Here is a 24655-nt window from a genome sequence, read left to right on the forward strand (position 1 = left end):
CGGTCAGGCCAGCTCGAGCGCGCGGGCGACCGCGACCGGGTCGACGCCGATGGGCTCGACCTCGACCATGCCCAGCAGTGCCGTGGCGGGGTCCTTGAGGCCGTGGCCGGTGACGGTGCAGACCACCAGCGAGCCCGGCTCCAGCCAGCCCTCGGCGTGCGCGGCCAGCAGGCCCGCCACGCTGGCGGCGGAGGCCGGCTCCACGAAGACGCCCTCACGGGCGGCGACCAGGCGGTAGGCGGCGAGGATCTCCTCGTCGGTGGCGGCACGGAACATGCCACCGGACTCGTCCTTGGCCGCCATCGCACCGTTCCAGGAGGCCGGTGAGCCGATGCGGATGGCGGTGGCGATGGTCTCCGGATCGCTCACCGGGGCACCGTTGACCAACGGAGCGGCACCGGCAGCCTGCACGCCGAGCATGCGCGGCAGCGTCGCGGTGATGTCCTCGGCGCGGTACTCGCGGTAACCCTTCCAGTAGGCGGTGATGTTGCCGGCGTTGCCCACGGGCAGGCAGTGCACGTCGGGCGCGCGCCCCAGGGCGTCGCACACCTCGAAGGCAGCGGTCTTCTGGCCCTCGATGCGAGCCGGGTTCACCGAGTTGACCAGCGCGATCGTCTCGAACTCGGCGGTGGTCTTGCGGGCCAGCTCCAGGCAGTCGTCGAAGTTGCCGCGCACCTGGACGATCTTGGCGCCGTGCATGACGGCCTGGGCCAGCTTGCCCATGGCGATCTTGCCCTCGGGCACCAGCACCGCCGACGTCATTCCCGCGCGGGCGGCGTAGGCCGCGGCCGAGGCGGAGGTGTTGCCGGTGGAGGCGCAGATCACGGCGCGCTGGCCGCGGGCCCACGCGTCGGTGATCGCCATGGTCATGCCGCGGTCCTTGAACGAACCCGTGGGGTTGGCGCCCTCGACCTTGAGGTGCACCTCGCACCCGGTCAGCTCGGACAGGTGCGCGGCGTGCACCAGCGGGGTACCACCCTCGTGCAGGGTGATCACCCGGGTGCCCTCGGGCAGCCCCATCCGCGACCGGTAGGCCTCGATGACACCCGGCCACGGGCGGTGCACTGCGGTCGGACGGTCGAGCTCGATCATGGGGTTCCACCTTCTACCCGAAGAACACTGGTCACCGCGGTCACGAACGGCGCATCGCTGAGCGCCGCAACAGTATCGGCCAGCGCCGCGTCGCTCGCGGTGTGCGTGACCACCACGAGGGAGGCGCCCTCGCCGTGGCCGATCTGGCGCACCACCGAGATGCTCACGTCACGCTTGGCGAACTCGCCGGCCACTGCGGCCAGCACGCCGGCACGGTCGGGCACGTCCAGGCTCACGTGGTAACGGGTGGGCGTCTGCCCCATGTCCGCGACCTCGAGCTCGGCGTAGGTGGACTCCCGGGGGCCCCGCCCGCCGTGCACCAGGTTGCGCGAGACCGACACCAGGTCGCCCAGCACCGCAGACGCGGTGGGGGCGCCGCCGGCACCCTGGCCGTAGAACATCAGCCGACCGGCGGCCTCGGCCTCCACCACCACCGCGTTGAACGCGCCGTCCACGGCGGCCAGCGGGTGCGAGCGCGGAACCATCGCCGGGTGCACCCGGGCGGAGACGCGCTCGACGCCGTCCTCGCCCACCACGCGCTCGCACAGCGCGAGCAGCTTGACGGTGCAGTCCAGCGCCTTGGCCGCGGCGATGTCCGAGGCGCTGATCGCTCGGATGCCCTCGCGGTAGACGTCGGCGGCGGTCACCCGGGTGTGGAAGGCGAGGCTGGCCAGGATGGCGGCCTTGGCGGCAGCGTCGAAGCCGTCGACGTCGGCGGTGGGGTCGGCCTCGGCGTAGCCCAGCCGGCCCGCCTCCTCCAGCGTCTCCGCGTAGCCCGCGCCGGTGGAGTCCATCGCCGACAGGATGAAGTTGGTGGTGCCGTTGAGGATGCCCACCACCTTGGTGATGCGGTCACCGGCGAGGGACTCCCGCACCGGGCGCACGATCGGGATGGCCCCGGCGACCGCCGCCTCGAAGTACAGGTCGGCACCGGAGGCGTCGGCAGCCTCGGCCAGCTCGGCGGTGTACTCCGCGAGCAGCGCCTTGTTGGCGGTGACCACGGACTTGCCCGCGCGCAGCGCCGTCAGCAGCAGGGTGCGCACCGGCTCGATGCCGCCCACCACCTCCACCACCACGTCGACGTCGTCGCGGGCCACCAGGGCCGCGGCGTCGGTGGTGAGCAGCTCGGCGGGCACGTCCCGGTGCCGGTTGGCCCGGCGCACGGCGATGCCGCGCAGCACGATGGGCGCCCCGATCCGGGCGGTCAGCTCGGCGGCCTGCGACTCCAGCAGCCGCACCACCTCCGAGCCCACGGTTCCGCAGCCCAGCAGGGCCACTCCGATGCAGCGCTCGTCCCCGCTGTTGCGGTGTTGGTTCATCACGCTTCCAAGCTCAACAGGTCGGCCATGGTCTCTCTCCGCAGGATCACCCGCGCGACTCCTTCTCGGACAGCAACCACAGCGGGTCGGGTCAGCATGTTGTACCGACTCGACATCGAGTAGCAGTACGCCCCGGTGGCCGCGACGGCCAGCAGGTCCCCGGCCGCCACGTCGCCGGGCAACCAGGTGTCGCGCACCACGATGTCACCACTCTCGCAGTGCTTTCCCACCACCCTCGCCACCACGGGGTCGGCGGCGCTCGCGCGGGAGACCACGGAGCAGGTGTAGCTGGCGTCGTAGAGCGCGGTGCGCAGGTTGTCGCTCATCCCGCCGTCGACGCTGACGTAGCGCCGGGTGTTGCGCCGGGCCTCGCTGCCGCCACCGAGGCGCACGTCCTTGATGGTGCCCACCTCGTAGAGGGTGAGCGTGGTGGGCCCGACGATGGCGCGACCGGGCTCCACGGCGACGGCCACGTCGGGCAGGCCGACTGCGGCGCACTCCGAGGCGACGATGCTGCGCAGGCTGGCGGCCAGCTCGCGCACCGGCGGGGGGTCGTCGGAGGCCAGGTAGGAGATGCCCATGCCGCCACCGAGGTCGAGGGTGGTGAGGTTGGACAGCCGCTCGGCGCCGTGGGTGTCGACCAGGGTGCGCAGCAGCCCCACCACGCGGTGCGCCGCCACCTCGAAGCCGTCCACGTCGAAGATCTGCGAGCCGATGTGGCTGTGCAGGCCCACCAGGCGCAGGTGCTCGGCCGCCAGCACCCGGGCCGCTGCGTCGGCCGCCACGCCGCCGGCGAGGGAGAAGCCGAACTTCTGGTCCTCGTGCGCGGTGGCGATGAACTCGTGGGTGTGCGCCTCCACGCCGACGGTGACGCGGATGAGCACGTCCTGCACCGTGCCGTGCTCGGCGGCGACCTCGTCGAGGCGGTCGATCTCCTGCAGGGAGTCGATGACCACCGAGCCGACGCCGGCCTCCACCGCCGCGGCCAGCTCACCGCGGGACTTGTTGTTGCCGTGCATGGCGATGCGCTCGGCCGGGAAGTCCGCGTAGAGAGCCAGGGCCAGCTCACCGCCCGAGGCGACGTCCAGCGACAGCCCCTCCTGGGCCACCCAGCGGGCGATCTCCCCGCACAGGAAGGCCTTGGCGGCGTAGTGGACGTGCTCGGGACCGCCGAAGGCCTCGGCCATCTCCCGGCAGCGGGTGCGGAAGTCGTCCTCGTCCACCACGAACAGCGGGGTGCCGTGCTCGGCGGCCAGCTCGCGGACGTCGACGCCGGCGACCCGGAGCACGCCGTCCTCGCCGCGGTGGGCGTTGCGCGGCCACACCGCGGCGGGCAGGTCGTTGAGCTCGGCGGGGGTGCTGGGCCGCTCGGGCAGGTTGCCCAGCGAGACGTGGCCGGAGCCGCCGTCGCCCTCGCCGTGGCGCGGCCCGGCCGGGTGCGCCCTCACATCCGCTCCGGGGCGCTCACGCCGAGCAGCCCCAGGCCGCTGGCGAGCACCTGACGGGCACCGGCGCACAGGGCCAGCCGGGCAGCGTGCAGCGGGGTGGGGTCCTCGTCACCCTGCGGCAGCACGCGGCAGGAGTCGTAGAAGCGGTGGTAGGTGCCCGCCAGCTCCTCCAGGTAGCGCGCCACCCGGTGCGGCTCGCGCAGCTCGGTGGCGCTGGCCAGCACCCGTGGGTACTCCCCCAGCGTCCGGATGAGGTCACCCTCCCGGGCGTGGGTGAGCAGGCTCAGGTCGGCGTCGGCGAAGTCGATGCCCAGCGCCGCCGCGGAGCGGGCCAGCGCGGACAGCCGGGCGTGCGCGTACTGCACGTAGAACACCGGGTTGTCGTTGGTCTGCCGGGCCAGCAGGTCCAGGTCGAGGTCGATGTTGGAGTCCACCGAGGAACGGATCAGCCCGTAGCGGGCCGCGTCCACGCCGACCGCCTCCACCAGGTCCTCCAGCGTCACCACGGTGCCGGCGCGCTTGCTCATCTTCAGCGGCTTGCCGTCGCGCACCAGGTTGACCATCTGCCCGATCATCACCTCCACGGTGTCCGGGTCGTCACCGAAGGCGGCAGCTGCGGCCTTGAGCCGGCCGATGTAGCCGTGGTGGTCGGCGCCGAGCATGTAGATGCACAGGTCGAAGCCACGCGCGCGCTTGTCCTGGAAGTAGGCGATGTCACCGGCGATGTAGGCGGACTCGCCGTTGCTCTTGATGACGACGCGGTCCTTGTCGTCACCGAACTCGGTGGAGCGCAGCCACCAGGCGCCGTCGGCCTGGTAGAGGCTGCCGGACTCCTTGAGGTGGTTGACCGCCCGCTCGACCGCGCCGGACTCGAACAGCGACTTCTCGTGGAAGAACACGTCGAAGTCGGTCCCGAACTCGTGCAGGCTGCGCTTGATCTCGGTGAACATCAGGTCGACGCCGACGCGGCGGAACACCTCGTCGCGCTCGGCCTCGGGCAGCGCCATCGCGTCCGGGCGGGCGTCGGTGACCTGCTTGGCGATGTCTGCGATGTACTCCCCGGCGTAGCCGTCGGCCGGGGCGGGCTGGCCCTGTGCGGCCGCGACCAGCGAGCGCACGAAGCGGTCGATCTGCGCCCCGGCGTCGTTGAAGTAGTACTCGCGGGTGACGTCGGCGCCCTGGGTGGTGAGGATGCGCCCCATCGCGTCACCCACCGCGGCCCACCGGGTGCCGCCGATGTGCAGCGGCCCGGTGGGGTTGGCGGAGACGAACTCCAGGTTGACCTTGGTGCCGGCCATCAGCTGCCCGGCCCCGTACGCGGCGCCCTCGGTGAGCACGCGCCGGATGATCGCCCCCTGGGCGGCGGCGTCGAGGCGGATGTTGAGGAAGCCCGGCCCGGCCACCTCGGCCGAGGCGATGCCCTCGACCGCGGACAGCGCGGAGGCCAGCCAGCCGGCCAGCTCGCGCGGGGGGACACCGACCTTCTTGGCCACCTGCAGAGCCACGTTGGTGGCGTAGTCGCCGTGCTCGGGGTTGCGCGGGCGCTCCACGGTCAGCGTGGCGGGGAGCACCGCGGTGTCGAGCTCGCGCTGGGCGAGCACCTCGGAGGTGGTGGCGCGGAGAAGCTCGGCGAGGTCGGCAGGGGTCACGGCAGACCATCCTAGGTTCCGGCCGCCCGGAGCAGAGCAGCGGTGCTCAGGATGCTCGTACAGTGGTACGGACCGCAGGAACCACCCAGATCGCGCCGGTGCCGGTAACCGGACAAGTGAGGACAACCCACCGATGCCCAGTGGCAAGAGCAACCGCCCGCAGTCGAGCAGTGCAGCCAAGTCGGCCAAGGCTCTGCAGGCGGCAAAGAGCAAGAGTCGCAGCAGCAGCAAGTCGGTGGTCAAGGATCGGCAGATCCCCTGGCTGTCGGTGGGCGCCGGCGTCGTCGTCCTGGCGCTCGTCGCCACCATCGCCGCCTACCTGGTGCCCAAGTACCAGGAGCGCGCCGACGCGCAGCGCTTCGTGCCCAGCGCCAGCAACACCGATCCCTCCACCGGGATCGACGGTGTGATCAAGATCGACTACGCGGCCGGCCAGCACATCCAGGCCAACCAGCGAGTGGCCTACGACCAGACCCCGCCCTTCGGCGGACCGCACGACCAGGTGTGGGCCACCTGCCTGGGCAACGTCTACCCCAGCGCCATCCGCACGGAGAACGCGGTGCACTCCCTGGAGCACGGCGCGGTGTGGATCACCTACAACCCGGACGTGCTCTCGGCGGAGCAGGTGGACACGCTCAAGGCCAAGGTCGAGGGACAGCCGTACCTGATGATGTCGCCCTACCCGGGCCTGGACTCGGCCTTCTCGCTGCAGTCGTGGGGTCACCAGCTCAAGCTCGACGACGTCAACGACGAGCGGGTGTCGCAGTTCATCAGCGCTCTCAAGGTGAACCCGAACACCTACCCCGAGGTGGGTGCCAGCTGTGACGCCGGTGAGCCGAGCCTGTTCGACCCGGAGAACCCGCCGGCCTTCGACGCCAGCGCCCCCGGCCCCACCGCGGTGCCGATGAACGGTGCCGGCACGGAGTCCGCGCTGACCAACGGCCAGGAGCCCGCCCCGTCGGCCGCGCCGGCTGCCCCGGCCGCCCCCGCTCCGGCTCCGGCACCGGCTCCGGCCGCACCTGCCCCCGCCGCTCCGGCTCCGGCTCCCGCCGCGCCCGCACCGGCAGGTAGCTGACCGCCACGCACCCACCCGAACCCGACCGACCAAGGACACCGTGACCAGCGAGCACACCACCCCAGACCCGACCGTCACTGACCGCGCCGGCGCCCCCGTCGGCACGCAGCAGGCGCCGCCCCGGCGCAGTCAGCGGGTCGTGGTGCTGGCGCTCGCGCTGGTGGCGGTGCTGGCGGTCGGGTTCGGGCTGGGCGCGACGCTCGGGCTGCCCTCCAGCGGGGACAACCTGAGCGTGCCCGCCGCCGACTCGGTGGACGTGGGCTTCGCCCAGGACATGACCGTGCACCACCAGCAGGGTGTGCAGATGGCCACGGTGGCCTACACCGGTGCCGTGGACCCCTACGTGCGCAGCCTGGCGTTCGACATCATGACCAGCCAGCTGGCCCAGGTCGGCCAGATGCAGGGTTGGCTCTCGCTGTGGGGTCGACCACTGGCTCCCAGCGGCGCCTACATGACCTGGATGAGCGACGCGGGCGGGCACCACGGCGCCGCCAGCAGCTCCGGCGCGGGTGCGGCCACGATGCCCGGCATGGCCAGCGCCGCGGAGATCTCCCAGCTGCGCGCCGCCACCGGCCCCGAGCTGGACACGCTGTTCCTGCAGCTGATGCTGCGCCACCACCAGGGCGGGGCCGAGATGCTCAGCCACGCCGCCGACCGCGCGGTGGAGCCGGTGGTGCGCAACCTGGCCAAGCAGGCCGCCGCCACGCAGCAGGCGGAGTCCACTTACCTGAGCGACCTGCTCACCCAGCGCGGGGCCACTCCCCTGCCCCTGGGCAACTAGCCCCGGGGCGGACCGTGGTCGGCAGCCCGACCGCGGTGCGCTAGTCTCGTCAGGCCGTCACGGCACGACGGTCCGCACGCGGACTGTCGGGCCCCCGTAGCTCAGGGGATAGAGCGCCGCCCTCCGGAGGCGGAAGCGCAGGTTCGAATCCTGCCGGGGGCACCCACCATCCTGAACCCGCTCGCGCAGGTCAGCAGGAAGGAACCACCGTGACCCGGAGCCTCAGCGCCGGCCGGTCGGCTCCTCCCAGCGTCACCGTCCAGGTGCAGAGCCTCAGCAAGACCTTCCGCGCCGGCCCCGCCGTGCGCCAGCTCTCCTTCGCCGTGCACCCAGGCACCGTCTGCGCCCTCGTCGGCCCAGCAGGCAGCGGCAAGTCCACCACCCTGCGCGCCCTCCTCGGGCTCGTCACCCCCACCTCCGGCAGCGTCACCCTCAACGGCGCCCCGGTCGGCGCGCTGCCCCGCCCCGGTCGCACCATCGGCGCGGTGCTCGACCCCCGCGGCATGCGTGCCGGCCACACCCTGCGCCAGCACCTGCTGGTGACCGCCGCGGCGATCGGGGTGCCCGACCGGCGGGTCGAGGAGGTGCTGGCGACGGTGGGCCTCGCCCCGATGGCCTCGCGCCGCGTCGGGCCGCTTCCCCCGCCAGGCCGGCTGCGCCTCGCCCTGGCGGCGGCGCTGCTGGGCGACCCGCCGCTGCTGGTGCTGGACGAGCCGCTGCGCGAGCTGCCGCCGCCGGAGCAGCGATGGCTGACGGGCGTGCTCCGCACCCACGCCGCCGGTGGCGGCACGGTGCTGCTGACCGCCGAGCGCGCTGCCGGGCTGGAGCAGGCCGTCGACCAGCTGGTGGTGCTGCACGACGGCGCCTGCACCTTCCAGGGCAGCACCCGGCAGCTGCTGGCCGGAATGGGCAGCCGGGCGCTGGTGGCCAGCTCCAGCGCCGCCGGACTGGCCAGAGCACTGGTGCACCGCGGCGTCACCGACGTGGTGTGGGTGCCCGACGGCCGCATCGCGGTGCGCGGGGCCCGTGCCGACGACATCGTGGCGGTGGCCAGGGACGCGGGCATCACCGTGCGGCACGTGCAGCAGGAGCACCCCGACCTGGACCAGGCCGTGCGCGCTCACCTGGACAGCGGCACCCCCGCGCCACGGCGCACGGCATGAGCAGCGTCGCCGGCCACCCCGCCGCGACGGGCCACGACCTCGACGCCCTCGGCCTGGCACCGCTGCGCGCGGAGCTGCGCAAGATCCGCTTCGGCATGCTGTGGTGGCTCCTGCTGATCCCCGCGGTGGTGGTCAGCTACCTCATCAGCGTTGCCGGTGGGGCCATCGCCGGCCTCGCCGACACCGAGACGCTGCGCCAGCTCGGCGGCAGCTTCCCGTCCCTGCTGGGCGTCAGCCTGTCCTACAGCGCGGGGGTCACCTCGGTGTTCACCCTCTGCCTGGGGGTGACCGCCTACGCCGGTGAGGCGCGGGCCGTGACGCTGGGCGCCACCTACGTGGCCACCCCCTCCCGCGGGGCCGTGCTGGCGGCCAAGCTCGTCGCCTACGGCGGGCTGGGCCTGGTCTACGGCGTCGCGCTGATGCTCGCGGCCACCCTGGGTGGGCTCACTGCCGGCGGCTGGGCAGCCTTCCCGCCCCTCGGGGAGTTCCTCGCGGTGGCGGTGGCGGGCACCGCTGTGGTCACCCTGTGGACCCTCATCGGCGTGGCCTTCGGCGCGCTGGTGCCCCTGGACGTGCTCGCTCTGCTGGCGGCGCTGGCACTGCGGCTGGGCGTGGGCCCGCTGGCCGACGCGCTGCTCGGTCGAGTGGGCGCGCAGCCGTTGGCCGACCTGCTGCCCGGCTCCGCCAGCGGCACCCTGGTCAGCCGCCTCGCCACCGACCTCGTGGTCGGCCGGGCACCGCTGCGCTCCCGGTCGGCCTTCGAGGAGGTGCTGCCGGCCGGGGCCCTGCCGTGGTGGGGCAGCGGCGCGGTGTTCGCGCTGTGGGTGCTGGTGGCCTGCCTGGCCGGGTGGTGGGCGGTGCGGGAGCGCGACATCTCCTGACCGCAGCCCGTGGACGGGTGGCGGAACACGAAGGACGCGCGGAGCTGTCGGCACTCGCGGGTCCGCTGTGTCGCCCGCTGGGAGGCCGGTGACCGAACCTCGGCGTGAATCTCCACGTAGGCGCAGTGCCACGCGCACGATGCCAGCGCGCGTCCGGAAGCGTGGCGAATATCCGATGAGGCTAACCTGCATGTAGCGGTGTGTTGCCAAGACGAGCATGGAAAAGAGGGGAACGCCTCCGTGTCGAGCGGTTCAGCGTCCGAGTTCGGGCCCAACGAGTGGCTAGTTGACGAGATGTACCAGCGCTACCAGGACGACCCGTCGTCCGTGGACGCGTCGTGGCACGAGTTCTTCGCCGACTACAGCCCCACGAGCAACGGTGCGGCTGAGGGTGACTCGGCCGGGAGCAGCGCGGCTGCGCCAGCCGGGGCCGCAGCCTCCGGGGAGAAGTCTGCCGGTTCCTCCTCCGGTGGTGGCACCACCACCAAGACGAAGCCGGCCCCTCGCGACGAGAAGCCCGAGGCTCCCAAGAAGGCCGACTCGCCCAAGCCTGCAGCCGGCAACGGTTCCAACGGCGGCGCCAACGGCAAGGCCGCTCCGGCCAAGCCCGCCCCGAAGGCCCCCAGCAAGGACGGTGCGGGCAAGAACGGCGCGAGCAGCACCGACGCCGACGCCGACGCCGAGCCCACCGAGCAGTCCAAGGTCCTCCGCGGCGCCTCGGCCGCCGTGGTGCGCAACATGACCAGCTCGTTGACGGTCCCCACCGCGACCAGCGTCCGGGCCATCCCCGCCAAGCTGATGTTCGACAACCGCATCGTCATCAACAACCACCTCAAGCGCACCCGCGGCGGGAAGATCTCCTTCACCCACCTCCTCGGATACGCCCTGGTGCGGGCGCTGGAGTCCTTCCCCGGGATGAACCGGCACTACGCGGAGATCGACGGCAAGCCGCACGTGGTCACGCCGGCGCACGTCAACCTCGGCCTGGCGATCGACCTGCCCGGCAAGGACGGCAATCGCTCGCTCGTCGTGGCCTCCATCAAGGCCTGCGAGAACATGAGCTTCAACCAGTTCTGGTCCGCCTACGAGGACCTCATCAAGCGCGCCCGCAACGGCAAGCTCACCGGTGAGGACTTCGCCGGCACCACCCTCTCGCTGACCAACCCCGGCACCATCGGCACCGTGCACTCCGTGCCCCGCCTGATGGCCGGGCAGGGCGCGATCATCGGCGCGGGCGCCATGGAGTACCCCGCCGAGTTCCAGGGCGCCAGCGACCAGCAGCTGGCCAAGATGGCCGTCAGCAAGATCCTCACGCTGACCTCCACCTACGACCACCGCATCATCCAGGGCGCCGAGTCCGGCGACTACCTGCGCGTGGTGCACAACCTGCTGCTGGGCGAGAACAACTTCTACGACGACATCTTCCAGTCCCTGGGCCTGCCCTACGAGCCCGTGCGGTGGCGCCAGGACATCCCGGAGAGCGCCGTCGACAAGAGCACCCGGGTGCTGGAGATCATCGAGGCCTACCGCAACCGCGGACACCTCATGGCCGACACCGACCCGCTGCACTACGGCCGGCGCCAGCACCCCGACCTGGACGTGCTCAGCCACAACCTCACGCTGTGGGACCTCGACCGCGAGTTCCCCGTCGGCGGCTTCGGCGGCAAGGAGCGGATGAAGCTGCGCGACGTCCTCGGCGTGCTGCGCGACTCCTACTGCCGCAGCGTCGGCGTGGAGTACATGCACATCCTGGAGCCGGAGCAGCTGGCCTGGATCCAGTCCCGCGTGGAGGTCCCGCCGAGCAAGCCCAGCCTGGGCGAGCAGAAGTACATCCTCAGCCGGCTCAACGCCGCCGAGGCCTTCGAGACCTTCCTGCAGACCAAGTACGTCGGGCAGAAGCGGTTCTCCCTGGAGGGCAGCGAGTCCGTCATCCCGATGATGGACACCGTGCTGGACTCCGCCGCCGAGCACGGCATGGACGAGGTCGTCATCGCCATGCCGCACCGCGGCCGCCTCAACGTCCTCGCCAACATCGTCGGCAAGCCCTACTCGCAGATCTTCACCGAGTTCGAGGGCAACCTGAACCCGACGCAGGCGCACGGCTCCGGCGACGTGAAGTACCACCTGGGCGCCGAGGGCAAGTACATCCAGATGTTCGGCGACGGCGAGACCAAGGTCTCCCTCACCGCCAACCCCTCGCACCTGGAGGCCGTCGACCCGGTGCTCGAGGGCATCGTCCGGGCCAAGCAGGACCTCATCGACCGCGGTGAGGAGGGCTTCACCGTGATGCCGCTGATGCTGCACGGCGACGCCGCCTTCGCCGGGCAGGGCGTGGTGGCCGAGACGCTGAACCTGGCGCTGCTGCGCGGCTACCGCACCGGCGGCACCGTGCACATCGTGGTGAACAACCAGGTCGGCTTCACCACCGCTCCCGAGCACGCCCGCAGCACCGAGTACTGCACCGACGTGGCGAAGATGATCGGCGCGCCGATCTTCCACGTCAACGGCGACGACCCCGAGGCCTGCGTGTGGGTGGCCAAGCTGGCCGTGGACTACCGCCAGGCCTTCGGCAAGGACGTGGTCATCGACCTCATCTCCTACCGCCGCCGCGGCCACAACGAGGGTGACGACCCCTCGATGACCCAGCCGAAGATGTACGACGTCATCGACACCAAGCGCAGCGTCCGCAAGAGCTACACCGAGGCCCTGATCGGTCGCGGCGACCTCTCCATGAAGGAGGCCGAGGACGCCCTGCGCGACTACCAGGGCCAGCTGGAGCGGGTCTTCAACGAGGTGCGCGAGCTGGAGAAGTACGCCGTCAAGCCCAGCCCGTCGGTGGAGTCCGACCAGGTGGTCCCGACCAGCCTGGTGACGTCGGTGGACGCCTCGGTGCTCGAGCACATCGCCGACGCGCACGTGAACCTGCCCGAGGGCTTCACCGTGCACTCCCGGGTCAAGCCGGTGCTGGAGCGGCGCGCCAAGATGGCCCGCGAGGGCAAGATCGACTGGGCCTTCGCCGAGCTGCTGGCCTTCGGCTCGCTGGTGATGGAGGGCCGCAACGTGCGGCTGTCCGGCCAGGACTCCCGCCGTGGCACCTTCACCCAGCGCCACTCGGTGGTGATCGACCGCAAGACCGGCGCGGAGTACTCCCCGCTGAGCAGCCTGGGCGAGGAGGGCGAGACCGGCAAGTTCCTGGCCTACGACTCCGCGCTCAGCGAGTTCGCCGCGGTGGGCTTCGAGTACGGCTACTCGGTGGGCGACCCCGAGGCGTTGGTGCTCTGGGAGGCGCAGTTCGGTGACTTCGTCAACGGCGCGCAGTCCATCATCGACGAGTTCATCTCCTCCGGCGAGGCCAAGTGGGGCCAGCGCTCCAACGTGGTGCTGCTGCTGCCGCACGGCCACGAGGGCCAGGGTCCCGACCACACCTCCGGCCGCATCGAGCGGTTCCTGCAGCTGTGCGCCGAGGGCTCGATGATGGTGGCCGTCCCGTCCACCCCGGCCAGCTACTTCCACCTGCTGCGCCGCCACGCCATGGACGGCGTGCAGCGTCCGATGGTGGTGTTCACGCCCAAGTCGATGCTGCGCTCCAAGGTGGCGGTCAGCTCGGTGGAGGACTTCACCAAGGGCCGCTTCCTCTCCGTCATCGACGACCCGACGTTCGAGGACACGGAGGCCGCCAAGCGTCGCGAGGAGGTCACCAAGGTGGTCCTGTGCAGCGGCAAGCTCTACTGGGAGCTGGCGGCCAAGCAGGCCAAGGACGAGATCACCGACACTGCGATCGTCCGGGTGGAGCAGCTGTACCCGGTGCCCCGCAAGCGGCTGGCCGCCGCGCTCGACCGCTACCCCAACGTCGAGGAGGTGCGCTGGGTCCAGGAGGAGCCGGCGAACCAGGGCGCGTGGCCGCACTACGGCCTGGCGCTGCCCGAGCTGCTGCCGGAGTACTTCGACCGGCTGCGGCTGCGTCGGGTGTCCCGCCGGGCCATGGCGGCTCCCTCGGCCGGCTCGTCCAAGGTGCACGCGGTGGAGCAGGCCGACCTGATCGACGCCGCGTTCGCGTGAGCGCCGACCAGTCGCGGAGCGCACGTGTACTTCACTGATCGCGGGATCGAGGAGCTCGAGGAGCGCCGTGGCGAGGAGCAGGTGAGCCTGTCCTGGCTGGCCGGCCAGATGCGGGTGTTCGTCGACCTCTACCCCGAGTTCGAGAACGCCACCGATCGGTTGGCGACCTTCCTGGCCCGGGACGACTCCGACGACCTCTGAGTCGCCCCGGTCCGAGTGACCGACCCTGAGGGGGACCAGCGTCCGCGGACGCTGGTCCCCCTCGTCGTGCGCTCCCCGGGGGCCGCGGCACCAATTGTGAGCAGCGTCAAGTCACGTTTGGGTCTCATCGGGCCCTCTCGACGGCCGTGACCCGGTTAGATGGTCCCGGCCCAAGCAGCGTTCAGCCATGCCGGCGGGCTCGCCGCCATCGGCAGACCCCGTCCGTGAGCTGCAACCCGGTCGTTGCCGGCGCCAGTGGCTGCGTGCGACTGGCGCCCCGGCGGTCGCACACACGTGCGCACCTGGTGTGCGCCCAACGGAAGTGATCGTCTGATGATCCGGTTCGACTCCGTGACCAAGACCTTCCCCGACGGAACCACCGCCGTCGGTGGCCTCAGCCTGACGGCTCCGTCCGGACAGATCACCGTCCTGGTGGGCCCGTCCGGCTGTGGCAAGACCACCTCGCTGCGGATGGTCAACCGGATGGTGGAGCGCACCAGCGGCACCATCTGGCTGGACGAGCGCGACACCGCCGACATCGCCCCCACCGAGCTGCGCCGCGGGATGGGCTACGTCATCCAGGAGGCCGGGCTGTTCCCGCACCGCACGGTGCTGGACAACGTCGCCTCGGTGCCCATGCTGCTGGGGGTGCGCCGGCGCCAGGCCCGCCTGGACGCGGCGGAGCTGTTGGAGCGGGTGGGCCTGGACGCCGGGTTCGGCGGCCGCTACCCCGCCCAGCTCTCCGGCGGCCAGCGCCAGCGGGTGGGCGTGGCCCGGGCCCTGGCGGCCGATCCCCCGGTGATGCTGATGGACGAGCCGTTCAGCGCCGTGGACCCGGTGGTGCGCGAGCAGCTGCAGCAGGAGTTCCTGCGGCTGCAGGGTGAGCTGGGCAAGACCATCATCTTCGTCACGCACGACATCGACGAGGCGATCAAGCTGGGCGACCAGGTGGCGGTGCTGCGGGTGGGGGGCGCGCTGGCCCAGCTGGCCTCCCCCGCTGAGCTGCTGGCCCGCCCGGCCGACCCGTTCGTGGCCGGCTTCCTGGGCCGCGACCGCGGCTACCGGGCGCTGGGCTTCGCCGCTGCCGGCGAGCTGGCCCTCACCGAGGAAGCCGTGGTGGCCCTGGGCGCGCCCACGGCGGCGGCCCGCGACAGTGCCCGCGACGGCTGGGTGCTGGTGACCGACGAGCAGGGACGCCCGCAGGGCTGGCTGGACGTGCGCACCACCCGCACCACCACCGTCACCGCCGACCTGCTCAACCTCGGCGGCACGCTGGCCACCCAGTCGGCCACGCTGCGCGAGACCCTGGACGCGGCGCTGTCCTCCCCCAGCGGGCGCGGTGTGGTGGTCGACGGCGACAGCCGCCTGCTCGGCACGGTGACCACCTCCGAGGTGGTGGCGCGCATCGAGGAGCAGACCCGGAGCCGTGCCGCTGCCGACCGGCAGGGCCGTGCCGACCAGGCGATGACCGCCCCGTGACCACCCACGAGGTGAGCGCCGCGGGCCCCGGGTCCTCGCCGCTGCAGTTCTGGAGCTACTTCACCGACCACCGCCCGGAGGTGCTGGGCTGGCTGGCCGACCACGCGTGGCTGTCGGTGCTGCCGGTGGTGGTGGGCCTGCTCGTGGCGCTGCCGCTGGGGTGGCTCGCCCAGCGCTACCGCTGGCTGTACACGCCGCTGCTGACCACGACGGGGCTGTTCTACACCATCCCCTCCATCGCGCTGTTCGTGCTCGTGCCGCCGCTGCTGGGCCTGCAGAGCCTGGACCCGCTGCAGGTGCCCATCGCGCTGTCGGTGTACTCCACCGCCCTGCTGGTGCGGGTGGTCGCCGACGGGCTGCGCTCGGTGCCCGAGGAGGTCAACCTCGCCGCCACCGCCATCGGCTACGGCCGCGCCCGCCGGCTGGCCACCGTGGAGCTGCCCATCGCCGCACCGGTGATCATCGCCGGCCTGCGGGTGGTCACGGTGTCCAACGTCAGCATGGTGGCCATCGCGGGCACCATCGGCATGGCCAACCTGGGCCAGCTGTTCGTGGTCGGCTTCCAGCTGTCCACCCCGGACCCCTACTACCCGCCCATCGTGCTGGGCATCGGGCTGTGCGTGCTGCTCGCCCTGGCCCTCGACGCGGCGCTGGTGCTGCTCACCCGCGTGCTCACCCCGTGGCGGAGGGCGGTCGCATGATCGGCGACGTGCTCACCTGGCTCAACGACCCGTCGCACTGGCGCGGCACCTACGCGATGACGGGCATCACCGACCAGCTGGTCACGCACGTGCGCTTCTCCGTGATCGCCGTGGTGATCGCGCTGGTCGTAGCGCTGCCCCTGGGGCTGGCCATCGGCCACACCGGACGGGCCACCTGGCTGGTCACCGCGGCCAACGCCCTGCGGGCCCTGCCCAGCGTGGGGGTGCTGGTGCTGCTGACCATCGTCATCTCGCCGCACTTCCAGGGCCGCACCGACACCGGCTTCGTCATCCCCACCGAGATCGTGCTGGTGCTGCTGGCGGTGCCTCCGATCCTGTCCAACACCTGCGCGGGCGTGCAGAGCGTCAGCCCCGCCGCCCGCGACGCCGCCGTGGGCATGGGCATGACGCCCTGGCAGGTGCTGCGGCAGGTGGAGCTGCCGTGCAGCCTGCCGCTGATGTACTCCGGGCTGCGCGCCGCCACCCTGCAGGTGATCGCCACCGCGACCATCGCCTCCTACGTCACCCTGGGCGGGCTGGGCCGGTTCATCTACGACGGCCTGGCCCAGCAGGACTTCCCGCAGATGATCAGCGGCGGCGTGCTGGTGGCCGCGCTGGCCCTGCTCGCCGAGCTGCTCCTCACCCTGGTGCAGCGCTGCACCGTCTCCCGCGGCATCTCCGGCCGGTTCCGCCGCACCCCCACCACCCGCACGTCCGTCCTCACCACAGGAGAGCAATGAAACGCACCATCCTCGCCACGACCGCTGCCGTCGCCCTGGTCTCGCTGGTCACCGCCTGCGGCGCCGACAGCTCCACCGACGATCCCGCCGCCGCCCCTGGCGCGTCGGACACCATCGCCAGCACCATGATCCTGGGCGGGCCGGCGGAGTTCCAGACTCGCAGCGACGGCGTGCCCGGGCTGGCCGAGACCTACGGCGTCTCCTTCGCCAAGTACCAGGTGACCGACACCGGCGGCCCGGTGACGATCAACCAGCTCAAGAACGGCCAGATCGACGCCGCCGACCTGTTCTCCACCGACCCCTCCATCGCGGCCAACGACTTCGTGGTGCTCGCCGACCCCAAGAACAACTTCGCCGCGGAGAACGTCGTCCCGGTGATCAACAAGAACAAGGTCACCCCCGGCGTCTCCAGCACCCTCAACGCCATCTCCGCCAAGCTGGACACCGAGGGGCTCAGCGCCGCGCTGGCCAAGGTGGTCACCGACAAGGCGAACCCGGCGGACGTGGCCAAGGAGTGGCTGCGCAGCAACGGTCTGGACAGCACCGGCACCGCCGCCCAGGGCACCAGCCTCACGGTGGGCTCGGCCAACTTCCCGGAGAACGTGCTGCTGGCCACCATCTACACCCAGGCGCTGCAGGCGCAGGGCGCCGACATCAGCACCAGCTTCAGCATCGGCAGCCGGGAGAAGTACTTCCCCGGCCTGCAGGACGGCTCCATCGACCTGATCCCGGAGTACACCGGCTCCGCGCTGTCCTACCTGGACAAGGACGCCACCGCCACCAGCCCGGACGAGGTGTACGCCGCGCTGCAGAAGGCGCTGCCCGCCAGCCTGCAGGTGCTGGAGAAGTCCGCCGCCCAGGACGCCGACTGCATCGTGGTCACCCGGGCCACCGCGGAGAAGCACAACCTCAAGACCATCGCCGACCTGGCCAACAAGAAGTAGCACCACGCCGAACCCGAGCCGGGGGCTGCGCGAGATCGTCGCGCAGCCCCCGGCTCGAGTGGTCTCCAGGCCCTCGCCCGGGTGCTGGTCACCCAGTCGCAGGACTGGGCGCCGGCAACCTAGCGCGGTGCTCGGGTGGGCTGAGGCTGGGTGTCACACGCCCTTCCGTCCCGGTCGATGTCCAGGTCGGCACGGTAGGACGGATCCTTGCCCCGGATGAGGGGAGCCACGCCCTCGGCATAGACGTCGGCGCAGGTCCGGAACGTCGGCTTGGCCGGCACCGTGACGAACACCGTCGTCGGGCTCGGCGTGGGCTGAGCGCTCGGGGCCGGCGCCGGGGTGCTGCTGGCCAGGGGAGCCGGAGCGGGGCTGTGCGGCTCCTGCGCCGCGAGCAGGCCCACCACCACCAGCCCAGCAACGACGGTGGCCCCTAGAGCCAGCCAGCGCTTGCGGGGCGTCCGCGGCGTCCACCTCGTGCGTGGTCGGGCGGCGTGCTTGGCAGTCATGGTCAGCCCCTCCGTGCAGCGGTAGCGCCGGTCTCCCGCACATCCTCCCTGCCCTTTTTGCGCTCAGCAATCGCTTTGCCCATTACCGCGAGTCCATTGTGACTATTGGTAATTAGCAATGACCTGTGTGTATTTCCAGGCGCCGATCAACCCTGCGCAATGGTCAGTGAGCACCCCTCGCCATGGAAAGCAGCGTGAGCGACAACCATTCACCGGTGCCGGTGGACTCGGGACGGGTGGTCTAGGACACCGGTGCCGGGGCGACACCCTCGGCGATCGCCGCAGCAGCCACCGCGGCGGCCACGGCCGGCGCCACCCGGGGGTCGAGCGCGCTGGGCACGATGTGCTGGGCGTCCAGGTCGTCCCCGAGCACGTCGGTGATGGCCTGGGCGGCCGCGAGCTTCATACCCTCGGTGATGCGCCGCGCACCGGAGTCCAGCGCCCCACGGAACACGCCGGGGAAGGCCAGCACGTTGTTGATCTGGTTGGGGAAGTCGCTGCGGCCGGTGGCGACCACCGCGGCGTGGCGGGCGGCCACGTCGGGGTGGATCTCCGGGGTGGGGTTGGACAGCGCGAACACGATCGCACCGGGGGCCATGGTGGCCACCAGCTCCTCGGCGACGGTGGCCGAGGACAGCCCCAGGAACACGTCGGCGCCGTGCAGCGCCTCGGCCAGGCCGCCAGTGCGCCCGGACGGGTTGCTGCGGACGGCCAGCCCGGCCTTGATCTCGTTCAGGTCGGTGCGACCGGGGTGCACGATGCCGCGCGAGTCGATGACCGTGACGTCGTCGATGCCCGCGGCCAGCAGGATCTCCGCGCAGGCGACGCCGGCGGCGCCGGCACCGGAGATGACCACCCGCAGGCTGGTCAGCTCCCGGTTGGTGGCGCGGGCGGCGCCGCGCAGGGCAGCCAGCACCACGATGGCGGTGCCGTGCTGGTCGTCGTGCATGACCGGGCAGTCCAGCGCCTCGACGAGGCGGCGCTCCAGCTCGAAGCAGCGCGGGGCGGAGACGTCCTCGAGGTTGACCGCGCCGAAGCTGGGGCGCAGCCGCACCAGCGTCTCCACGATCTCGTCGACGTCGGTGGTGTCGAGCACCAGCGGGATGGAGTTGAGGCCGGCGAAGCTCCTGAACAGCGCCGACTTGCCCTCCATCACCGGCAGCGACGCGCGAGGGCCGATGTCGCCCAGGCCGAGCACCGCGGTGCCGTCGCTGACCACCGCGACCAGCCGCGAGGCCCAGGTGTAGCGGTTGACCAGCTCAGGGTCGGTGGCGATGGCGCTGGACACCTTGGCCACGCCCGGGGTGTAGGCGATGGACAGCGAGCGGGCCGAGTCCAGCGGGGCGGTGGTCTGCACCGAGAGCTTGCCGCCCTCGTGCGCCAGGAAGATCTCCTCGTCCGTCACTACCTGCGTTCCCTGCTGGTCGGCGACGGGTGGGACAGAGGTGGTGGACACGGCGGGGCCTCCAGCAAGAGATGGCTGACAAGTGCACCTGCAGCTCAGTGGTGCCCCGTGCACCGGGTAGCGGCACGGGCAGCACGAGCAAGTGGCGATCGGCCAGTCGCGCAGGCGGCGCGGGTGCCGGGGACGGTCAGCCCACGATTGCGCCATTGTGGCACCGACGCCACGGACGCCGCCAAGGGGCGGCGCGCACTGTGCAGTGCCTCACCCGGCGCGCGGCTGGGCGGTGCCGCAGCACCCGGCCGCTAGATTGAGCGCGTGAAGTCACGCGAGCTGCCCGTTGCGGGCGCATGGGAGTTCGAGCCCCCGGTGTTTCCCGACGACCGCGGGCACTTCGTGGCCCCGTTCCAGGCGGAGGCCTTCGTGGAGGCCGTCGGGCACAGCCTCACCGTCGCCCAGACCAACCACAGCGTCTCCCGCCGTGGGGTGGTGCGCGGTGTGCACTTCGCCGACGTGCCCCCGGGCCAGGCCAAGTACGTGTACTGCGCCAACGGCAGCCTGCTGGACGTGATCGTGGACGTGCGCACCGACTCCCCCACCTTCGGCCAGCACACCGCGGTGCTGCTGGAGGCCCGGCGCGGCAACGCGGTGTACCTCAGCGAGGGGCTGGGCCACGCCTTCGTCGCCCTCGACGACGACACCGCGATGGTCTACCTGTGCTCCACCGGCTACAACCCCACCGGCGAGCGCGGCGTGAACCCGCTCGACCCCGCGCTGGCGCTGCCGTGGCCGGCCGAGCTCGACCTGGTGCTCTCCGACAAGGACCGCGACGCCCCGACGCTGGAGCAGGCGCGCGCCGCCGGCGAGCTCCCCACCATGGCGGCGTGCGCACAGCGGCGCAGCGACCTGCTCGACCGGGCCTAGCCCCGCGGCTGCCCCGCCCGCAGCCGCTGCGGGCGGGGCCACAGCCGCACCGGCACCGTCCCCACCACCCGCGCGGGGCCGAGGGCGCGGGAGTCGGTGGATCCGTAGGAGTTGTCGCCGAGTACGTGCCAGGTGCCGTCCGGCAGCCGGGTGCGGGCCCGCTTGACCGACAGCTGCTCCGGACGGGCGTCCCAGCGCACCAGCACCACCATCCCTGGGTGGGCCCGGGCGCCGAGGCGGGCCAGCACCACGTCGCCGTCGGCGAGCGTCGGTGACATGGAGGGCCCGCGCACCAGCACCCGACGCGGAAGCCAACCCGGTAGTGCCGTCACTGAGCGGCTTCCTTTCTGCTGCTTGTTGATCGCGCGAGTAAGGTTTGTCCGGTCGAAGCATCACAAACTCTAGGAGGACACATGGGTTTCCTGTCCCGTCTCGTCCGCCCCGCACTGGAGGCCACCGCACACTGCGACCTCCCGTGTGGTGTGTACGACCCCGCGCAGGCTCGCATCGAGGCCGAGTCGGTCAAGGCGATCCAGGAGAAGTACCAGGGCAACGACGACCCGTCGTTCCGTGAGCGCGCGCTGCTCATCAAGGAGCAGCGGGCCGACCTGGTCAAGCACCACCTCTGGGTGCTCTGGACGGACTACTTCAAGCCGCCGCACTTCGAGAAGTACCCGGAGCTGCACGAGCTGTTCAACAAGGCCACCAAGAAGGCGGGCGGCGGCGCGGGCGGCGTCAAGGCGTCGAACGACCCCACCACCGGCCAGGAGCTGCTCGACCAGATCGCGGAGATCGACCGCATCTTCTGGGAGACCAAGCAGGCTGCTTGATCCTGGGCGGGTCAATCCCGCCCGGTGAGCACACGGCCCCGACCCGCGCACCCGCGCGGATCGGGGCCGTCGTGCGTCCGCGGACCAGCAGGTCGGCAGGGCCCGGCGGGCCGGGTCGCTAGGACCGGCTCAGCACCACCTTGAGCGCTCCCGTCTCCTCCGGCCGGGAGAACACGTCGTAGGCCGCCATGAACTCCGACATCGGGAAGCGGTGGGTCACCATCTCGGTCACCCCGAGCCGGCCGTTCTCGAGCAGCCGCAGCAGGGTGGGGGTGGAGTAGGCGTCGACCAGGCCCGTGGTGATGGTGACGTCCTTGATCCACAGGTCCTGCAGGGCCAGGGACACCGGTGAGCCGTGCACCCCTACGTTGGCCACGTGCCCGCCAGCGCGCACCAGCCGGGTGGCCAGCTCGAACGTCGCCGGCACGCCCACCGCCTCCACGGCGACGTGCGCGCCGAGCCCGTCGGTGAGCTCCAGCACCCGCGCGAGCGCGTCCTCGGTGCCGTTGTTGATCACCTCGTCGGCACCGAAGCGCCGGGCGGCCTCCAGCCGGGTGTCAGCCAGGTCGAGAGCGATGACGCGCGCGGGGCTGAGCAGCCGCGCCCCGAGGATGGTGGCCAGCCCGATGGGTCCGGCGCCCACCACCACCACGGTGTCGCCGGGGTTGACCTGCCCGTTGAGCACGCCGACCTCGTAGCCGGTGGGGATGATGTCGGCCAGCATCAGCAGCTGTTCGTCGGTGACGCTGGGCGGCGCCGAGTAGGTGGAGGTGTCCACGAAGGGCACCCGCAGCAGCTCCGCCTGGGTGCCGTCGATCTTGTGGCCCAGGATCCAGCCGCCGCCCCCGAGGCACTGCCCGTAGCGGCTCTGCCGGCAGTACGGGCACACCCCGCAGGCGGTGATGCAGGAGACCAGCACCCGCTCGCCGACCTTGGTGTTGCGCACCCCGGGGCCGACCTCCACCACCGTGCCGACGGCCTCGTGCCCGAGGATGCGCCCGTCCACCACCGCCGGGACGTCACCGCCGAGGATGTGCAGGTCGGTGCCGCAGATCGTGACCGTGTCCACCTGGACGATCGCGTCCCCGTCGGCTCTGATGGAGGGTGCCTCCACCTCCTCCCACGCCTTCTTGCCTGGACCGTGGTAGACGACTGCGTACATCCCGACCTCCTCTGCCCCGCCCCCGTCACCTCGAGGGTAGGTCGGCTCGGCGAGGGCCCGCGCCGCTGGCGAGCGGCCGTGCGCGGTCCCGGTCCGCGAGCACCGACCGGGCACGGCACCATGGGGCCATGAGCCCGCCGGCACCCCCCTCTTCCCCAGCCGCTGCCAGCGAGCCGCAGGAAGGCGGCCCTGGACAGGTCTTCCTGCTCCGGCACGGACAGACCGAGTGGTCGGAGTCGGGCCAGCACACCGGGCGCACCGACGTGCCGCTCACGGACGCCGGCGGCGAGCAGGCGTCGCGCCTGGTGGGGCTGCTGGCCGCCCAGCACCTCACCGACCCGTTCGTGATGTCCAGCCCGCGTCGACGCGCCCTGGACACCGCACGGCTGGCCGGGCTCACCGTGGCGGAGACGACCCACCTGCTGGCCGAGTGGGACTACGGCGACTACGAGGGCCGCACGTCCGAGGAGATCCAGCAGGAGGTGCCGGGCTGGACGCTGTGGACCCACGACACCCCCGCCGGCGAGCGTCCCGGTGTCGTGCAGGAGCGCGCCGACGCGGTGCTGGCGCGGGCCCGGGAGCTCATCACGCACCGGGACGTGGTGCTGGTGGGTCACGGACACTTCTCCCGCGTGCTCATGGCCCGCTGGATCGGGCTGCCGGTGACCGCCGGCGTGCACTTCGCGCTGTCACCCGGCGGGCTGGCCATCCTCGGCCACGACCACGGCTACCCCCGGCTGGCGGCGATGAACGTGACCCCGCCCTGAGCGTCGGGGGCGGGCGGGACGTTGCTCAGTCGTCCTCGTGAGCCAGCCCGAACTGCTCGGCCGACCACGCCTGGGAGGGTGCGCACAGCAGCAGCGCGAGGGTGCCCAGCACCACCGCGCCGAGGACCAGGCCGAGCGCCACCTGGTGGGAGTCGGTGAGCAGCGACCAGGCCACCGGCAGCAGCAGCACCTCCATGACGATGCCGGGCCCGCGCCCGCCGCGCCTGGACTGCACCAGCGTCACCCCGATGACCAGCACCCCGGCGCCGAGGACGGCGAACATCACCGCGGTGCCGTAGCCGAGGGTGGTGGACTGGAAGTGGCCCAGCACGGTGCGCACGGCCAGCACCACCGCGAGGACCAGCGCGACGGCCGCCTGCACACCGAGCGCCACGCCGCCGGCCCGGATGGTCCACGGGGCGGTCAGCGAGCCGGTGCTCGGCTCAGGCGCGGGCGCCCCACGGCGGGGCGCCCTTCGGGCTCCACGAGCGCTGCGGGACTCCCACGAGGTGTTCGAGCTGCCATCGGCCACCCCCCCAGGTTAGGGCACCCGTATTCTTCACCGCTGTGCGCGCACTCCTGGTTGTGAACCCCAACGCAACAACCGCGAGCGCAGCCGCCCGCACCGTGCTGACCAGTGCGTTGTCCAGCCGGCTGGACCTGACGGTGGCGCACACCGACCGGCGCGGGCACGCCACCGAGCTCGCCGAGGCCGCCCGCCGGGACGGCATGGACCTGGTGGTGGTGCTCGGCGGCGACGGCACCCTCAACGAGGTGGTCAACGGCCTCCTCGGCCCGCCCGCCCAGCACGACGACGCCCGCGGCACCCACCGGCCCGCCCTGGCGGTGGTGCCCGGTGGTTCGGCCAACGTCTTCGCCAAGGCGCTGGGCATCTCCACCGACCCCATCGAGGCCACCGAGCAGCTCCTCGAGGCCATCACCGCAGGACACCGGCGCTCGCTTGGCCTCGGCCACACCGAGGACCGCTGGTTCCTGCTCAACGCCGGGCTGGGCTGGGACGCGGAGGTGGTGCACACCGTGGAGGGCCACCGCGGCAACGGCAAGCCCGCGACCCCCCTGCGCTACGTGTGGTCGGCTGTGCGCCACTACTTCAGCGCCAAGCACCACGCGCCCGCGCTGTCCGCGCAGATCGGTGACGCGGCCCCGGTGAACGGCTTGCACGTGGTGATCGTCACAAATTCCGATCCGTGGACGTACTGGGGAAACCATCCAGTTCGGACCAATCCCGGAACGACCTTCGCGGGCGGTCTGGGGGTGTTCGCGCTGCAGAGCCTGCGGTGGCCGACCCTCGCCCGAGTGGTGCCCCAGATGCTCACCCGCCGAGGCAGTCCCCGGGCGCGTCGGCTGCTCCGCGAGGACGACGTGCCCACTGTGCGGGTGTGGTGCGAGGAGCCCACCGCGCTCCAGCTGGACGGCGACTACCTGGGCCTTCACGACAAGGTCTTCTTCAGCACAGTCGCGGACGCAGTGCAAGTGCTGGTACAACCGAACAGGTAGAACCGCTATGGCGA

Annotated in this window: 23 protein-coding genes and 1 tRNA gene; 15 read left to right on the forward strand and 9 right to left on the reverse strand. The window is 71.9% G+C overall.

The window, feature by feature from the left end:
• Positions 1-3: 3 nt before the first annotated feature.
• Genes thrC through argS form a run of 4 tightly spaced genes read right to left on the reverse strand, consistent with a single transcriptional unit; the run spans position 4 to position 5508 of the window.
• Entirely contained in the window at positions 4-1092 is a 1089-nt protein-coding gene (thrC, locus tag AC3YO9_RS00110) for a threonine synthase (protein ID WP_127783787.1), read from the reverse strand.
• Positions 1089-2411, reverse strand: a complete 1323-nt coding sequence (locus AC3YO9_RS00115) for a homoserine dehydrogenase (protein WP_489981756.1) — start codon at positions 2409-2411, stop codon at positions 1089-1091. Before AC3YO9_RS00115 ends, thrC begins: the two co-directional genes overlap by 4 nt.
• A complete protein-coding gene (gene lysA, locus AC3YO9_RS00120) occupies positions 2411-3859 on the reverse strand; it encodes a diaminopimelate decarboxylase (protein ID WP_127783789.1) in 1449 nt (482 codons plus the stop codon). Before lysA ends, AC3YO9_RS00115 begins: the two co-directional genes overlap by 1 nt.
• Complete coding sequence (argS, locus tag AC3YO9_RS00125) at positions 3856-5508, reverse strand: arginine--tRNA ligase (RefSeq protein WP_489981757.1); 1653 nt, start codon at positions 5506-5508, stop codon at positions 3856-3858. The genes lysA and argS overlap by 4 nt, the downstream gene beginning before the upstream one ends.
• Positions 5509-5641: 133 nt before the next feature.
• Between argS and AC3YO9_RS00130 the strand changes: the two genes are divergently transcribed.
• The 11 genes from AC3YO9_RS00130 (at position 5642) to AC3YO9_RS00180 (ending at position 17532) form a co-directional block, all read left to right on the forward strand.
• Entirely contained in the window at positions 5642-6583 is a 942-nt protein-coding gene (locus AC3YO9_RS00130; protein WP_489981758.1) for a thioredoxin-like domain-containing protein, read from the forward strand.
• 40 nt (positions 6584-6623) lie between these two features.
• Entirely contained in the window at positions 6624-7364 is a 741-nt protein-coding gene (locus AC3YO9_RS00135; protein WP_489981759.1) for a DUF305 domain-containing protein, read from the forward strand.
• Positions 7365-7454: 90 nt separating this feature from the next.
• A tRNA-Arg gene (locus tag AC3YO9_RS00140) sits at positions 7455-7526 on the forward strand.
• Positions 7527-7573: 47 nt separating this feature from the next.
• Positions 7574-8527, forward strand: a complete 954-nt coding sequence (locus tag AC3YO9_RS00145) for an ATP-binding cassette domain-containing protein (RefSeq protein ID WP_489981760.1) — start codon at positions 7574-7576, stop codon at positions 8525-8527.
• Positions 8524-9408 (forward strand): hypothetical protein, encoded by an 885-nt coding sequence (locus AC3YO9_RS00150; protein WP_489981761.1) that lies wholly within the window; start codon positions 8524-8526, stop codon positions 9406-9408. The genes AC3YO9_RS00145 and AC3YO9_RS00150 overlap by 4 nt, the downstream gene beginning before the upstream one ends.
• Positions 9409-9648: 240 nt before the next feature.
• Entirely contained in the window at positions 9649-13467 is a 3819-nt protein-coding gene (locus tag AC3YO9_RS00155) for a multifunctional oxoglutarate decarboxylase/oxoglutarate dehydrogenase thiamine pyrophosphate-binding subunit/dihydrolipoyllysine-residue succinyltransferase subunit (RefSeq protein WP_489981762.1), read from the forward strand.
• Positions 13468-13491: 24 nt separating this feature from the next.
• Positions 13492-13668 carry a DUF6104 family protein gene (locus tag AC3YO9_RS00160; RefSeq protein WP_489981763.1) on the forward strand — a complete coding sequence of 59 codons (177 nt, stop codon included), beginning with the start codon at positions 13492-13494 and terminating at the stop codon, positions 13666-13668.
• Between the two features lie 333 nt (positions 13669-14001).
• On the forward strand, positions 14002-15147 hold the full coding sequence (locus AC3YO9_RS00165; RefSeq protein WP_489981764.1) for an ABC transporter ATP-binding protein: 1146 nt from the start codon (positions 14002-14004) through the stop codon (positions 15145-15147).
• A complete protein-coding gene (locus tag AC3YO9_RS00170) occupies positions 15144-15848 on the forward strand; it encodes an ABC transporter permease (protein ID WP_346773852.1) in 705 nt (234 codons plus the stop codon). Before AC3YO9_RS00165 ends, AC3YO9_RS00170 begins: the two co-directional genes overlap by 4 nt.
• On the forward strand, positions 15845-16588 hold the full coding sequence (locus AC3YO9_RS00175; protein ID WP_489981765.1) for an ABC transporter permease: 744 nt from the start codon (positions 15845-15847) through the stop codon (positions 16586-16588). Before AC3YO9_RS00170 ends, AC3YO9_RS00175 begins: the two co-directional genes overlap by 4 nt.
• Positions 16585-17532, forward strand: a complete 948-nt coding sequence (locus AC3YO9_RS00180) for a glycine betaine ABC transporter substrate-binding protein (RefSeq protein ID WP_489981766.1) — start codon at positions 16585-16587, stop codon at positions 17530-17532. The genes AC3YO9_RS00175 and AC3YO9_RS00180 overlap by 4 nt, the downstream gene beginning before the upstream one ends.
• Positions 17533-17651: 119 nt before the next feature.
• Here the strand turns inward: AC3YO9_RS00180 and AC3YO9_RS00185 are convergent, their stop codons facing one another.
• Together AC3YO9_RS00185 and AC3YO9_RS00190 are read right to left on the reverse strand one after the other, a co-directional pair.
• Positions 17652-18038 (reverse strand): excalibur calcium-binding domain-containing protein, encoded by a 387-nt coding sequence (locus AC3YO9_RS00185; protein ID WP_127783797.1) that lies wholly within the window; start codon positions 18036-18038, stop codon positions 17652-17654.
• A 241-nt stretch (positions 18039-18279) separates the two neighbouring features.
• Positions 18280-19494 (reverse strand): NAD(P)-dependent malic enzyme, encoded by a 1215-nt coding sequence (locus AC3YO9_RS00190; RefSeq protein ID WP_489981767.1) that lies wholly within the window; start codon positions 19492-19494, stop codon positions 18280-18282.
• A gap of 264 nt (positions 19495-19758) precedes the next feature.
• On the opposite strand from AC3YO9_RS00190, the gene AC3YO9_RS00195 reads away from it, so the two are divergent.
• The gene (locus tag AC3YO9_RS00195; RefSeq protein WP_127783799.1) at positions 19759-20364 is read left to right on the forward strand and encodes a dTDP-4-dehydrorhamnose 3,5-epimerase family protein; all 606 of its coding nucleotides are present in this window, start codon (positions 19759-19761) and stop codon (positions 20362-20364) included.
• On the opposite strand, the gene AC3YO9_RS00200 is transcribed toward AC3YO9_RS00195, so the two are convergent.
• A complete protein-coding gene (locus tag AC3YO9_RS00200) occupies positions 20361-20696 on the reverse strand; it encodes a S26 family signal peptidase (RefSeq protein WP_489981768.1) in 336 nt (111 codons plus the stop codon). The genes AC3YO9_RS00195 and AC3YO9_RS00200 overlap by 4 nt on opposite strands.
• 81 nt (positions 20697-20777) lie before the next feature.
• Here AC3YO9_RS00200 and sodN point away from each other — a divergent pair, with 81 nt between their 5' ends.
• A complete protein-coding gene (sodN, locus tag AC3YO9_RS00205) occupies positions 20778-21194 on the forward strand; it encodes a superoxide dismutase, Ni (RefSeq protein ID WP_127783801.1) in 417 nt (138 codons plus the stop codon).
• A 118-nt stretch (positions 21195-21312) separates the two neighbouring features.
• On the opposite strand, the gene AC3YO9_RS00210 is transcribed toward sodN, so the two are convergent.
• Positions 21313-22356 carry a zinc-dependent alcohol dehydrogenase family protein gene (locus AC3YO9_RS00210; protein WP_489981769.1) on the reverse strand — a complete coding sequence of 348 codons (1044 nt, stop codon included), beginning with the start codon at positions 22354-22356 and terminating at the stop codon, positions 21313-21315.
• Between the two features lie 128 nt (positions 22357-22484).
• Between AC3YO9_RS00210 and AC3YO9_RS00215 the strand changes: the two genes are divergently transcribed.
• Positions 22485-23123, forward strand: coding sequence for an acid phosphatase (locus tag AC3YO9_RS00215; RefSeq protein ID WP_489981770.1), 639 nt, complete (start codon positions 22485-22487; stop codon positions 23121-23123).
• 25 nt (positions 23124-23148) lie between these two features.
• Here AC3YO9_RS00215 and AC3YO9_RS00220 read toward each other — a convergent pair whose 3' ends face one another.
• Positions 23149-23655, reverse strand: coding sequence for a hypothetical protein (locus AC3YO9_RS00220; protein ID WP_241248946.1), 507 nt, complete (start codon positions 23653-23655; stop codon positions 23149-23151).
• 35 nt (positions 23656-23690) lie between these two features.
• On the opposite strand from AC3YO9_RS00220, the gene AC3YO9_RS00225 reads away from it, so the two are divergent.
• On the forward strand, positions 23691-24641 hold the full coding sequence (locus tag AC3YO9_RS00225; RefSeq protein WP_489981771.1) for a diacylglycerol/lipid kinase family protein: 951 nt from the start codon (positions 23691-23693) through the stop codon (positions 24639-24641).
• Positions 24642-24655 lie beyond the last annotated feature (14 nt).

Source organism: Rhodococcus sp. Z6_132 (assembly GCF_058133635.1).